This is a genomic window from Agromyces sp. LHK192 (assembly GCF_004006235.1).
In the GTDB taxonomy this organism is placed as follows: domain Bacteria; phylum Actinomycetota; class Actinomycetes; order Actinomycetales; family Microbacteriaceae; genus Agromyces.
This window is the reverse complement of sequence record NZ_CP034753.1, coordinates 2,115,946-2,128,772: the sequence shown is the minus strand read 5'-3', so window position 1 is coordinate 2,128,772 and position 12,827 is coordinate 2,115,946. Positions and strand designations below refer to the sequence as shown.

The following is a 12,827-nucleotide window of genomic DNA, read 5'->3' as shown; positions in this document are numbered from 1 at the left end:
CGCTCGCCCGCCCTGCCGCGCGGGCAGGTACTCGCAGGACCTCCCGGCGCGCTTCGCGCCCGCGTACGGTTGGGCGCATGAGCGATCTGCGCGCAGAGGTCAGGGAGTTCCTCTCCACCCGCCGCGGCCGGCTCACGCCCGACGCGGCGGGGCTTCCCGCGTACGGCGGCAACCGACGCGTGCCCGGGTTGCGCCGTGAGGAGGTCGCGATGCTCGCCGGCGTCTCCGTCGACTACTACGTGCGGCTCGAGCGCGGCAACCTCTCCGGGGCATCCGAGGGCGTCCTCGACGCGCTCGCGAACGCGCTCAGGCTCGACGACGCCGAGCGGCAGTACCTCTTCGACCTCGCCCGAGCCGAGGGCGGGTCGCCGCGCCGGCGACGGAAGCCCGCAGGCTCCGTGCGCCCGGCCGTGCAGCAGGTACTCGATGCGATGTCGGATGCCCCGGCCTGGGTCCGCAATGCGCGTCACGACATCCTCGCGACCAACCGGATGGGCCGGGCGCTCTACGCGCCGGTGTTCGACGACCCGCACCGCCCGGTGAACACCACGCGATTCGCCTACCTGAATCCGGCAGCGCGAGAGTTCTGGCGCGACTACGACCAGATCCTCCACGACGCGTCGTCGATGCTGCGCCTGGAGGCCGGTCGCAACCCCCACGACCCTGATCTGATCCAGCTCATCGGCGAACTGTCGACGAAGAGCGAGGTGTTCCGCCGACGGTGGGCTTCGCGCGACGTGAAGTTCCACCGCAGCGGCATCAAGCGGTTGCGGCATCCGATCGTCGGCGACCTCGACCTGAACTACGAGTCGATGGAGCTTCCGAGCGAACCCGGCCTGGTGCTCAACGTCTACACCGCGCCCGCCGGGTCGCCGAGCGCGGACGCGCTCCACCTGCTCGCGTCGTGGGCGGCGACCCACGAGGCGGAGCTCGCCGATGCCGACACGACCGGACGCGGCTGACCGCCTACCCACGCGATCCCGTCGGGATCCCGGCCGACGGCGGCCGTCCGTGCGACCCGTCCGGCCGCGAGGTCGATCTCGACGGCGACCTCGTCGTCGCGGCACGCGGTGTAGGCGTGCGTCCCGCTCGGGTCGAGCACGATCATCTGCGGCCACCGGGGAGTGGTGATCAGCCGTGTCGGCGAGGCATCCGACGCCGAGGGATCGACCACGGCGACCGCGTCGGCTGATCGCAGTGCGACGACGAGATCGCCGGAGGGGGTGAGCGCGGCGCCGAATCCGACGGCCGGGAGGTCGATCCACCGCTCGACGCGACCCCGGGCGACGTCGACGACGGCGAGACGGGCATCCTGCTGATCGGCCGTGTAGGCGGTGCGTCCGTCGGGGGAGAGGGCGATCCGGTTGATCTTCGCGGCGACCGGCACGACGGCCCGCAGGCTCCGCGTCGTCAGGTCGAGGATGCTCACGCTGCCCGGCTCGACGTTGGCCGTGCATCCGATCGAGCCGTCACCGGAGACCGCCAGCATGTGCGACTGGGCCGCGCCGGTGTCGATCGATCCGACGACCTCGAGCGTTGCGGGGTCGAGTACGAGCACCGCGTTCCGGCTCTCGGCGGTCACGTAGAGCCATCCGTCGCCGAACATCGGGCAGTGCGGTCGCGCCGGGCCGCCGAGGTCGACCGTGCGGATGACGTTCGCCGACTCGAGGTCGATCACGTCGATCGTGCGTCCCTCGATGCCGGGAACCCCGACCGGGGCGTCGCTGTAGATCGGCACGAGGGCCGATCGCCGGTCGGGCGTCACGGCGACCTCGTGCCCCGAGGTGCCAATGAGCGGCACGGTCGCGACCGTGGCTCCGCGGTCGAAGTCGACGATCCCGAGGGTGTCGTCGTCCTTGTTCACGACCAGCAGGCGGCCGTTCGGCAGGTTCTCGCTCACCCTGCGATTCTGCCGACGGCACGCTGCTCCGGCGCCGATTGCGAGGCGGATGTCGCGGGTCGGCCTACTGGGTGGAACGCGCTTTGCCGCGCGGCTCGCCGCGCTCCTAGATTGCCGCTCAGCCCCGGGTCGACGGTGGCCGGCGCCGAGGAGTCAGCACCACCCGATCAAAGGAGATCACATGAAGTCACGCATACGCTCCGCGGCCGGCCTGGTCGCGGCGGCGGCGCTCGGTGCCGGGATCGCGCTCGGCGGAACCGCCATGGGCGGCCACGGCGACTGGGGGGACGGCAACTGGCGAGACGGCCGTGGCGGCGATCGGGACGGCGGCCGGCACTCGGTGACGGCGGAGTCGATCTACCTCGACGAGATCAAGGACTACGGCGTGTGCCGCGGTGTCGACCCCGAGTGCTACAACGACTACGGGAACGGCTGGGTCGAAGGCGAACAGAAGCGGATCCTCATCTGGAGCCGCACCGCGGGCCCTCGCCACGCGCACCTCGGCACACCGCTCGCGGCCGGCCTGAACCCGCCGCTGAACGCCGACAACGTCGCCCAGGCCGCGATGATCGCGTGGGCCGCTGAGCGGGGCATCGCCGCCGACTACACGGAGGACCTGTCGCAGTTCCGGCTGAACAACTACCAGGCGGTCGTCTTCCTGAGCTCGAACCGCGACACGCTCGACGACACCGCGCAGACCACGCTCATGCAGTACGTGCGCGGCGGCGGCGGCTTCGTCGGGATCCACAACGCGTTCGGCGCCGAAGGTGGATTCAACTGGTCGTCGCAACACCTTGATCGTGGAGGTGTTCAGCAGTGGCGACGAAGGATTGGTTCGCGAAGACGAGTGACGTTCCTGAAGGGGCGCGTCGGCAGTGGCGTGCGGATCGAGCGCTACGACCTCCGATGCGCTCACCCGGTCGGCCAGAGCCCTCGCGGGCGGTGCAGCGGCAGTTCTGGAAGTTGATCGCGACGGGCATCACTTCGGCCGAAGCGGCGTTGAAGGTGGGCGTGTCCGTGCCGGTCGGGTCCCGATGGTTTCGCCACGCTGGGGGCATGCCGCCGATCTCATTGGCCGAGCCGTCCGGGCGCTACCTGACCTTCGAGGAGCGTGAGGAGATCGCGCTGCTTCGTGCCAGGCAGGTTGGAGTTCGTGAGATCGCGCGCAAGATCGGGCGCGATCCCGGCACGATCTCTCGCGAGCTGCGTCGCAACGCGGCCACACGGAGCGGGAAGCAGGAGTACCGGGCGTTGGTCGCGCAGTGGAAGGCTCAGCAGGCCGCGAAGCGCCCGAAGGCCGGAAAGCTCGTCACCAACGACAGATTGCGCGAATACGTGCAGGAGCGTCTGTCCGGGCACGTCCGACGATCAGACGGCACGATCGTCGTGGGGCCGGAACCGCCGGCATGGAAAGGACTGAACAAGCCGCACCGGCAGGACCGGCGGTGGACGCTGGCGTGGAGTCCGGAGCAGATCTCGCACCGGCTGCAGGTCGACTTCCCGGATGATGAGTCCATGCGCATCAGCCACGAGGCGATCTACCAGTCGCTCTTCATCCAAGGCCGTGGCGCGCTCAAACGCGAGCTCGTCGCCTGCCTGCGGACCGGCCGTGCACTCCGGCAACCACGAGCGCGAGCACGCAACCGACCGCAGGGGCATGTCACCGAGGATGTGGTGTTCTCAGAGCGCCCTGCTGAGGCCGCGGACCGCGCGGTTCCCGGCCATTGGGAAGGTGACCTGATCATCGGCACCGGCCGATCCGCGATCGGCACGATCGTCGAACGCAGGAGCCGCTCGACGTTGCTCGTGCATCTGCCTCGGCTTGAGGGTTGGGGCGAGATACCACCGGTGAAGAACGGTCCGGCGCTGGGCGGCTACGGCGCGATGGCGATGAACGCCGCATTGACGACGTCGATGACGAAGCTTCCCGAGCAGCTCCGAAAGACGATCACCTGGGACCGCGGCAAAGAACTCTCCGGACATGCGCAGTTCGCGCTCGAGACCGGCACGAAGGTGTTTTTCGCGGACCCGCACTCGCCCTGGCAGCGCCCGACGAACGAGAACACGAACGGGCTGCTACGTCAGTACTTCCCGAAGGGGACCGATCTATCGCGCTGGAGTGCCGAAGACCTCGAGGCTGTCGCGCTCACGCTCAACAACCGGCCACGCAAGAGTCTCGACTGGAAGACTCCCGCGGAGGTGTTCGAGGAGCAGCTACGCTCACTCCAACAGTCCGGTGTTGCAACGACCGGTTGAACTCAGGGAATACAGCTGGCCGTACTACGAGGGTCTCCTCGGCGGAGCCAACTTCTACAACCACGGGCCGAACCGCGACGGAACCGTGGAGCGGATCAACCGCAAGGACGCCTCGACCTCGTTCATGCCCAGGACCTGGGCGTTCAAGGACGAGTGGTACAATCTCGCGCCGTACCCCAGCTACGTCAACGTGCTGCTCGAGGTCGACCAGGCGACCAGCCAGGCGACGCCGGCAGGCCACGGCGAGTCGCATCCCGTGAGCTGGTGCCAGTACTACGACGGCGGACGGGCGTGGCTCACGACCCTCGGTCACGACATCGCGGCGTGGACCGATGCACCCCTGGCCGGCGACGACCTGTTCAAGCAGCACGTCATGGAGGGCCTCGAGAGCGCGATGGGCATCAAGCCCTTCTGCGCGGCCTGACACCCGCGCGGGAGCTCCTCCCCGGCTCCCGCCACGTGGGCCCGGGCCTCGTCGACCGGCGAGGCCCGGGCCCCTTCCGTGTCCGGAAGTTCCGTCCAGTGGGACATCCACCGGCTCCCACGGAGGTTCGGTTGCCGTACTCGCGAGCCCGACCGATACTGCGCATATGCGGTCCGCTCTCACTGCCGAGCCGGTCTCGGTCCTCGACCGGATCCTCGCCGTCCTCGACGCCGCACGCGAGGCGCACGGCTCGACCACGGTCAGCGAGCTCGCGCGGACGACGGGGATCCCGAAGTCCACGGTCTCCCGGATCGTCGGCGACCTCGTCCGACAGCGCTACCTCGCCCGGAGCGCCGACGGCGTGGTGATCGGCCTGCGGCTGTTCGAGCTGGGGTCGCGCGCGAGCACCCCCCGTCGTCTCGGCATCGCGGCCCTGCCGGTGCTCGCCGAGCTGTACCACGCGACCGGCGAGCACCTGAACGTCGCCGTGCAGGACGGCCGCGACATGCTCTCGGTCGTCTCGGTGCAGGGCCGGCTCAGGCCGTGCCCGTCCCGGGCGGGCGTGCGGGTCCCGTCGGCGACGACCGCGCTCGGCAAGGCGGTGCTCGCGTTCACGTCGGACGAGGTGGTCGTCGGGCGCGTGCTGGGCGGGCTCGACCCCGACCGCCGGCGAAGCCTCGAGCGGGAGTTCGTGCGCGTCCGCGGCGAAGGTCTCGCGGTCGATCGGTGCGAGACCTTCCGCGGGGTGATGGCGATCGCGAGCCCGGTGCTCTCCGCGCAGCGCCAGCCGGTGGCGGCGATCTCGGTCGCCGGACCGGAGACCGACATGGACGCCGATCGGATGATGCCCCTGGTCCGCCACGCGGCACTCGCGCTCACGCACCGGCTGGCGCTCCGGGTGGCCTGACCCGGTGGCCGAGGCAGACGGCGACGACGCGATCGGCGTGCTCGACCGCCTCACGGCACTGCTCGAGGCCTTCGAGTCCGACGACCGCGGACTGGGGATCTCGGAGCTCGCGCTGCGCGCGGGCCTGCCGAAGTCGACGGTGTCGCGGCTGGTCGCGATCCTCGTCCGCAGGAACTACCTCGAGCGGGACGGCAGGCTGCTGCATCTCGGCCTGCGGTTGTTCGAGCTCGGCCACCTCGCCGAGCAGCCGCGACGGCTTCGGAGTGCGGCGCTGCCGATCATGGCGAACCTGCGCAACACCACGGGCGGAACCGTCAACGTCGCGATCCGCGACGAACGCGAGCTGGTCTGCATCGCGGTGATGCGCGGCCAGGCGCCCGCACCGGTGATCGCGCACACCGGTGCCTTCCTCCCGATGCACGCCACGGCGCTCGGCAAGGCGGTGCTCGCGCATTCGCGGGCCGCGTTCGTCGAGGAGATCCTCTCGGCTCCGCTGCCGGCGTGGACGGAGCGGACGCTCACCGATCCGACGGCGTTGCGGGTCGAGCTCGACCGGATCGGCCGCGGCGCTCCGGCCCTGGACGCGGGGGAGTACCTCGCCGGCGTCTCGTGCGTCGCGCACGGGCTGTTCGACCGCTCCGGCGACGTGGTGGGCGCGCTGTCGGTGTCGAACACGTCGACGGTGTTCGACGCGGAGCTGTTCGCGCCGGTCGTTCATGCGGCTGCGGGGGCCTTGACACGGCGGCTCGAGGAGGCGCCCTCAGGCGACACCTGAGTCGTCGGGTGCGGCCGCCGTCGCTACCCGCGCGAGCCGGTCATCGTGGCGACGACCATGTCGCCGATGAGGCGGCGATGCGAGTCCTGCAGTTCGGGAGCGAGCATGTCGCGGTCGAAGATGGCCTGGAAGGTGTGGCGGTTCGCGACGTGGAAGCACGCGTAGGCGCTGATCACCATGTGCACGTCGAGCGCGTCGACGTCGTCGCGGAAGGCGCCCTCCTCGACGCCGCGGTCGATGACCTCTTCGAGGAGCGTGATCGCGGTGACGTTCTCGCGCATCACGGTCTCGGAGCGGCGCAGGTGCTCGGCCCGGTGGATGTTCTCGATGCTCACGAGCTGGATGAACTCCGGATGCGTCGTGTGGTGCACGTAGGTGGCCTCCGCGAGTCTCCTGAGCGCCTCGGTCGGGCTGAGCGAGTCGATGCGGATGCCGCGTTCGACCAGGCGGATCTGCGCGTAGGCGCGCTCGAGGACCGCGAGGTAGAGGCCTTCCTTCGAGCCGAAGTAGTAGTAGATCATGCGCTTCGTGGTTCGGGTGCGCGCGGCGATCTCGTCCACCCTGGCGCCGGCGTAGCCGTTCGCCGCGAACTCGGCGATCGCGACCTCGAGGATGTCGCGCTGCGTCCGGCTCGCCCGCTCGGTGGTGCCCGCGTGCACGTCGTCGATGCGATCGGTCACTCCGCGCTCCCTCCGGCGTCGGGTCGCCCTTCGGCGCGGATCAGCGCGCGGAAGTGCCGCTCCATCCGGTCGCGGTCGGGTGCGACGCCCGTGATGATCCGGAGACTAGCGCATGCCTGGCCGACCGCCATCCGTCCACCGTCGAGCACCGGATGCCCGAGCGCGGTCGCGCGGCCGAGGAGTTCGGTCTCGAGCGGTCGGTACACGACGTCGGCGACCCACGCGTTCGCCGCGAGGCGGTCGAGGTCGAACGCGGTGCCGGGGTGGTGGCTCATCCCCATCGGCGTGGCGTGCACCACTCCGCTCGCGCGTGCGATCGAGTCGGGGAGCTCGGCGAGGTCGATCGCGGCGATCTCGTGCGACGGGTAGAGCGTGCGCATCCGCGTCATGAGGCGTTCTGCGCGATCGCCGTCCTGGTCGTGGAGATCGAGGTGTGCGGTGCCGCCCGCGAGCAGGGCGTACGCGGTCGCGGCGCCCGCGCCGCCGCATCCGATCTGCACCACGCGTCGGAGGGACGCTCCGGGGAGGCCCGTTTCGAGCCCGTCGCGGAACCCCATCCAGTCCGTGTTGTGTCCGACGGTCCGATCGGGTTCGAAGACGACGAGGTTGACGGCACCCAGGCGCTCGGCGTCCGGCTCGAGGACGTCGACGAGGTCGACCACGAGCTGCTTGCACGGGTGGGTGATGTTCATCGCCGCGTACCCGCTCGCTCGAGCCTCCTGGAGGATGGCGCCGATGTCGCTCGGAGGACGTCCGAGTTCGATCAGGTCGTGGACCCGGTACTCGTAGTCGAGGCCGAGCGCGGCCGCCTCGACCTCGTGCATCGCCGGCGTCAGCGACGCGCTGATGCCGTCGCCGACGAGCCCGACGAGGTATCGGGGGCGAGGCGATGTGCGCATGGATGCCCTTCCCGCCCACCGCTCTGTGGGGCCACGTGAGTCCTCGACAAGCATTGCACGCCAGTGTACGAACTAGTACGTTCGTAATCGAAAGCGCGATCGACGATGATTCAAGCCGCTGGAAGGGGTCGCTCGATGACGAGTCCCACCGAATGGAACACCGCCCCCGATCCGACGGCGTCGCCGGTCTCGGTGCTCGACCGCATCATCGCGATCCTCGAGGCGGTCCGCGAGAGCGACGGCCCGGCCACGATCACCGACATCGCCGCACGCGTCGGGCTGCCGAAGTCCACGACGTCCCGACTCGTCGCCGACCTGGCCGACCAGCGGTACCTCGCACGGGTCGGAGGCGGCGCCGGCGTCGAGCTCGGCCTGCGGCTGTTCGAACTGGGCGCCAGGGCGAGCCGACCGCGCCGACTCCTCGCCGCGGCAGCACCGGTGATCCGGCGACTTCGCGAGGCGACGGGCGAGCGGGTGGGACTCTGGGTCCAGCAGGGCACCGACATGGTCTCGATCGCCGCGCTGCCGGGCAGGCTGCCGATGCTGCCGACGAGCGCCGGCATGCACTCGCCCGCACTGACGACCGCCAGCGGCAAGGCGTATCTCGCCTTCTGCGCCGACCAGCGGGTCGTCGACCGCGTCACCGCCTCGCTCGTCGACGACGACGCGAGGCACTTCCGCGACGAGCTCGCCCAGGTGCGGTCGTCGACCCTCGCGACCGACCTTGAGGTCTCCTACCCGGGGATCCTCGCGGTGGCGAGTCCCGTGTTCGGCTCCGGCAGGTCCGTCGTCGGCGCGATCTCGATCGCCGGCCCGAGCGGTGGGATGGATCCGGACCGGATCGCTCCGATCGTGCGCGCCGCGGGCACGAGCGTCAGCCGGCGAGTGGCGGCTGCGTAGCCGATGCGCACCGCGGACTGGACGGCCACCGTCAGCGTGCTGGACCGGATCACGGCGGTCTTCGACGCGTTCGGCGACGAGGACGAGGGCCTCGGGGTGTCGGAGCTGGCCCGCCGGGCGCACCTGCCCAAGTCCACGGTCTCGCGGCTCGCCGCCGACCTCGTCGCGCAGCGGTTCCTCGAGCGCGACGGCGATCGGCTCTTCCTCGGCCTGCGCCTGTTCGAGTTCGCCCAGACCGTCGAACGGCCGCGGATGCTGCGGCGCATCGCGATGCCGGTGATGACCGAGCTGCGCGACGCCACCGGGCACTCCGTGAGCCTGAGCGTGCTCGATGGCGCCGATGTCGTGTGCATCGCGATGGTGCGCGGGGAATCCACCGGATCGCCGCTGCTCCGGATCGGCGGCCGGCTGCCGGCGCACGCCACCGCGACCGGCAAGGCGATGCTGGCGTACCTGCCGCGCGATGACCTCGACCCGGTGCTCGCCGGTGGCCTGCCGGGCCGCACCGATCGCACCATCCGCGATCCCGACCTGCTCCGGCGCCAGCTGGCGGAGGTCCGGCGGCTCGGCGTCGCGACCGAGCTCGGCGAGTGCGCCGACGACCGTGCCTGCGCGGCCAGTCCGATCCTGGCGCCGGGCGGCGCAGCGATCGCCGCCGTCGCGGTCGCCGGACCCGAGGGGGTGCTGGCGCCCGAGCGCGTCGCGCCCGCCGTCCGCGCGGCGGCGTCCGCGCTGGGCCGCCGCCTCGCCGCGAACCCGGGCGACTGACGCGAAGGAGCGTGGCGGGTGGGACCCGCCACGCTCCTGTTCACCACCCGCGGCTCGCGGGTGACGCCTCACTCCGCCGTGTCGCGGATGGCCTGGTAGGCCTCCAGGTTCTCACCGGTGAAGTAGCCCTGGAAGAACTCCTCGGCCTTGCTGATGAACGCATCCATGTCGATGTCGTCCTGCTCGACCACGGTGAACGCGTCGTTCGCGCGGTACTCGTCGAGGATCTCCTCCGTCGACTCGTCGACGCAGTCGCGGTTCTCGGGGCGGATCTCGTGGATCGTCTCCTCGAGCAGCGCGGTCTGCTCCTCGTTCATCTTCTCGTAGGTCGCGTCGCTCACGATGATCCAGTGGATGCCGACCTGGTGGTCGTTGAGGATCGCCGTGTTGAGCACTTCGTCGTAGCTCGACGAGCGGGTGGCGACGATCGGGTTCTCCTGGCCGACCGCGATGCCCTGCTGCAGCGCCGTGTAGACCTCCTCCACCGCGACCGAGACCGGGTTCGTGACACCGAGCGCCTCCGCGTTCGCGAGGAAGATCGGCGAGTTCGGGAACCGGATGGGCACGCCGGCGAGGTCGTCGGGGCTCGTCACCTCGACGTCCTTCGTCGTGAAGGTGCGGTTGCCGAAGAACCATCCGTCGACGATGTTCACGCCGGTCGCCTCGTGGAAGCCGGTGAAGAGGTCCTCGGAGCTCTCGTCGATCCACTGGAACGCGTGGTCGACGTCGTTGAACGCGTACGCCGCGTCGACCACGCCGATGGGCTCATAGGTGGCGCTCAGGGCCGAGGCGCCCTGCAGGTCGATGTCGATGTCGCCGGCCTGCACCTGGGGGAAGCGGTCCGCGTCGGGTCCGAGTTGGCTCGCGGGGTAGAGGTCGACGGTGAATCCGACGTCGGCGCCCTCGAGCCGTTCCTTGAGCAGCTCGACGCCGCAGAAGTAGTTCGGGGTCTCCTCGTTCTGGCTGGTCGCGACGGTGAGGGTCACCGGCGAGTTCTCGGCGGCGCCGGCGTCGCCGGTCTCCTCCGGCGTCCCGCCGCCGGAGCAGGCTGCGAGAACGAGGGTGGATGCTGCGAGCACCGACGCGGCGATTCGACCGCGGCGCGTCGAGCGGGCTGTGCCCATGGGACTCTCCTCTGGTTGTGCGCACGTCCTCGTGCGCCTCTGGCGTGACATTCGACGGCCGGTCAGGAAATCCCGGCACTGCCGACTCTGACCGAGTTCCGGTGGGGCGGACAGCGGCGTCCCGTCGAATGGAACATCCGGTTCGCTTCGCTCCGAGGCCATCTCGCCGTCAGCCCATCAGGCCGAGCAGCGTGGGCAGGCTCGTCACGATCGCGGGGAAGAGCGTGATGAGCAGCAGCACGGCGCCGAGCGGGATCAGGAACGGCAGGATGCCGCGGAAGAGCTCGCCCATCGGCCTTCGGGTGATCGAGCCGACGACGAAGAGGACGGCGCCGACCGGTGGCGTCAGCGATCCGATCATCAGGTTGAGGATCATGATCACGCCGAGCTGCACCGGGTCGATGCCGAACTGGGTCACGATCGGCATCAGGATCGGCACGAGGACGAGGATCACCGGCGGAGCCTCGAGCGGGATGCCGAGCAGGATCAGCAGGACGTTGAGCATCAGCAGGAAGAGGATCGGGTTGTCGGTCAGCCCGGTGAGCCACTCACCGAGGGAACGCGAGACCTGCTCGCGGGCGAGCACCTGCCCCATCAGGTTCGAGGCCCCGAGGATGAGCAGGATCCCGCCCGAGATGACGACGGTCTCCTTGGCCGACTTCCAGAAGACCCGCCAGGTGAGCGTCCGGTAGATCCCACCGAGGACGAGCATGTAGACCGCCGCGATGCCGGCGCTCTCGGTCGGCGTGAACCACCCGCTGAAGATGCCGCCGAGGATGATCACCGGCAGCAGGGCGGGGCCGATGACGCGCACCGCCGCCTTGCCGAGCAGGGAACCCACGAACGGCTTGCCGCCTGCGATCTCGGGGTGTCGCCGCACCCAGAAGAAGATGTACGCCGCGAGCCCCAGCGCCATCAGCATCGCCGGCACGATGGACGCCGCGAACAGGGCACCGGTCGAGATGGACGCCGTCGCGGCGAACAGCACCGCGGGGATGCTCGGGGGCATCACGGTGCTCATGAGCGAACCCGAGGCCGTGAGCCCTGCCGAGAAGCCGTACGGATACCCCGCCTTGAGCATCTGGGGCACCTGCACCTTGCTCGTCGACGCCGCGTCGGCGAGCGCCGAGCCGCTGATCCACGAGAAGCCGATCGCGGTGCCCAGGTTCACGTACGCAAGACTGCCCGGCAGCCTCGGCAGCAGTGCCCGGGCGAGGTCGTAGAGCCTCGTGGCGATGCCGAGGTGGTTGGCGACCGTGCCGACGAAGATGAACAGCGGCACGGCGAGCAGGGGGAAGCTGTTGATGCCGTTGACGACCGAGGTGATCGCGTAGCCGGCCGACAGGCCGTTGCTGTAGAAGTACAGCAGGCTGGCCGCGATCATCGCGAACGCCACGGGGACCCGCAGGAGGAGGAAGACGACGAAGAGCAGGATGTAGAGCCAGAGGTCCAACGGGTCAGCCTTCCATCTCGCCGATGTCGAGCTTGCGCTCGGGGCGGTTCGCGAACGGGATCTTGATGGTCGAGTGGATCGCGGCGGAGACGAAGCCGATCAGCGCGAAGACGTAGAGCATGCCGTAGGGCACGTGCATCGCCGCGCTCAGCCGGCCCCACTCGAGCTCGATCTTCACGAACGCCTCGTACGCGAGGGCGAGGCTCGTGACGACCATGATGACGGCGGACGTGACCCGCAGGGCGACGAAGAGCTTCGTCCCCTCGAGCAGCCCGTCGAAGATCTCGAGCACGATGTGCCCGTTGCGACCCACGAGGTATCCGGTGGTGATGAACGTCATCGCGATCATCGACAGGAGCGCGATCTCGCCGGCTCCGACCCAGGCGACCGAGGGGAAGTACCGGCCGAGCACCTGGTACATCACGCCGAAGACGATCAGGGCGAAGAGCGTGACGCCGATGACGATCTCGATCGCGGACAGCACGCGGATGAACCGCGGGTCGGCCGGCACGCCCTTGTTCAGCTCGGGTCCGGCGTAGAACGTGTCCGTGTGCGGGAAGATCGACTCGCCCAGGGCGGCCTCCGACGCCTTCCTCGTCAGAGGCTCGGGTTCCTCCGACGGGCGGTCATCGGGGTCGGGTCCGGACCCGGGCTCCCTGTCGGTCATGGCGTCACCGCCGTGCTGTGATGCTGCATTGCCAACCTCTCTGTTGATCCCGCGCACCGTCGCGCGCGCATGCG

Annotated in this window: 14 protein-coding genes; 8 read left to right on the top strand and 6 right to left on the bottom strand. The window is 69.9% G+C overall.

The genetic code is table 11. The features are described 5' to 3' along the window. Positions 1-77: 77 nt before the first annotated feature. Positions 78-962, top strand: coding sequence for a helix-turn-helix transcriptional regulator (locus tag ELQ40_RS09550; RefSeq protein WP_127793479.1), 885 nt, complete (start codon positions 78-80; stop codon positions 960-962). Here ELQ40_RS09550 and ELQ40_RS09545 read toward each other — a convergent pair. Further along, the gene (locus ELQ40_RS09545; protein ID WP_127793478.1) at positions 851-1,900 is read right to left on the bottom strand and encodes a hypothetical protein; all 1,050 of its coding nucleotides are present in this window, start codon (positions 1,898-1,900) and stop codon (positions 851-853) included. The two genes, ELQ40_RS09550 and ELQ40_RS09545, sit on opposite strands and share 112 nt — an antisense overlap. A 181-nt stretch (positions 1,901-2,081) precedes the next feature. Here ELQ40_RS09545 and ELQ40_RS09540 point away from each other — a divergent pair, with 181 nt between their 5' ends. The 5 genes from ELQ40_RS09540 to ELQ40_RS09520 all read left to right on the top strand — a co-directional run bounded on the left by ELQ40_RS09540 (position 2,082) and on the right by ELQ40_RS09520 (position 6,262). Further along, positions 2,082-2,867 carry a ThuA domain-containing protein gene (locus ELQ40_RS09540; RefSeq protein ID WP_205649310.1) on the top strand — a complete coding sequence of 262 codons (786 nt, stop codon included), beginning with the start codon at positions 2,082-2,084 and terminating at the stop codon, positions 2,865-2,867. 89 nt (positions 2,868-2,956) lie between these two features. After that, a complete protein-coding gene (locus ELQ40_RS09535; protein WP_127792102.1) occupies positions 2,957-4,156 on the top strand; it encodes an IS30 family transposase in 1,200 nt (399 codons plus the stop codon). Then, the gene (locus ELQ40_RS09530) at positions 4,140-4,580 is read left to right on the top strand and encodes a ThuA domain-containing protein (RefSeq protein WP_240665725.1); all 441 of its coding nucleotides are present in this window, start codon (positions 4,140-4,142) and stop codon (positions 4,578-4,580) included. The genes ELQ40_RS09535 and ELQ40_RS09530 overlap by 17 nt, the downstream gene beginning before the upstream one ends. A gap of 166 nt (positions 4,581-4,746) precedes the next feature. Further along, positions 4,747-5,487, top strand: coding sequence for an IclR family transcriptional regulator (locus ELQ40_RS09525; RefSeq protein WP_164863530.1), 741 nt, complete (start codon positions 4,747-4,749; stop codon positions 5,485-5,487). A gap of 4 nt (positions 5,488-5,491) precedes the next feature. Then, positions 5,492-6,262, top strand: a complete 771-nt coding sequence (locus ELQ40_RS09520) for an IclR family transcriptional regulator (RefSeq protein ID WP_127793475.1) — start codon at positions 5,492-5,494, stop codon at positions 6,260-6,262. Between the two features lie 23 nt (positions 6,263-6,285). Here ELQ40_RS09520 and ELQ40_RS09515 read toward each other — a convergent pair whose 3' ends face one another. Continuing rightward, positions 6,286-6,942 carry a TetR/AcrR family transcriptional regulator gene (locus ELQ40_RS09515; RefSeq protein WP_240665723.1) on the bottom strand — a complete coding sequence of 219 codons (657 nt, stop codon included), beginning with the start codon at positions 6,940-6,942 and terminating at the stop codon, positions 6,286-6,288. Then, positions 6,939-7,841, bottom strand: a complete 903-nt coding sequence (locus ELQ40_RS09510; RefSeq protein ID WP_127793474.1) for a shikimate dehydrogenase — start codon at positions 7,839-7,841, stop codon at positions 6,939-6,941. The genes ELQ40_RS09515 and ELQ40_RS09510 overlap by 4 nt, the downstream gene beginning before the upstream one ends. A gap of 135 nt (positions 7,842-7,976) precedes the next feature. On the opposite strand from ELQ40_RS09510, the gene ELQ40_RS09505 reads away from it, so the two are divergent. Both ELQ40_RS09505 and ELQ40_RS09500 read left to right on the top strand, forming a co-directional pair. After that, positions 7,977-8,741, top strand: a complete 765-nt coding sequence (locus tag ELQ40_RS09505) for an IclR family transcriptional regulator (protein WP_164863528.1) — start codon at positions 7,977-7,979, stop codon at positions 8,739-8,741. A 3-nt stretch (positions 8,742-8,744) separates the two neighbouring features. After that, positions 8,745-9,509: an IclR family transcriptional regulator gene (locus tag ELQ40_RS09500; RefSeq protein WP_127793472.1), complete on the top strand. Its 765-nt coding sequence runs from the start codon at positions 8,745-8,747 to the stop codon at positions 9,507-9,509. A 68-nt stretch (positions 9,510-9,577) separates the two neighbouring features. On the opposite strand, the gene dctP is transcribed toward ELQ40_RS09500, so the two are convergent. The 3 genes from dctP to ELQ40_RS09485 all read right to left on the bottom strand — a co-directional run bounded on the left by dctP (position 9,578) and on the right by ELQ40_RS09485 (position 12,753). Continuing rightward, positions 9,578-10,633, bottom strand: a complete 1,056-nt coding sequence (gene dctP, locus ELQ40_RS09495; protein WP_164863527.1) for a TRAP transporter substrate-binding protein DctP — start codon at positions 10,631-10,633, stop codon at positions 9,578-9,580. A 169-nt stretch (positions 10,634-10,802) separates the two neighbouring features. Beyond that, the gene (locus ELQ40_RS09490) at positions 10,803-12,086 is read right to left on the bottom strand and encodes a TRAP transporter large permease (protein ID WP_127793470.1); all 1,284 of its coding nucleotides are present in this window, start codon (positions 12,084-12,086) and stop codon (positions 10,803-10,805) included. Positions 12,087-12,090: 4 nt separating this feature from the next. Next, complete coding sequence (locus tag ELQ40_RS09485; protein ID WP_127793469.1) at positions 12,091-12,753, bottom strand: TRAP transporter small permease; 663 nt, start codon at positions 12,751-12,753, stop codon at positions 12,091-12,093. Between the last annotated feature and the right edge of the window lie 74 nt (positions 12,754-12,827).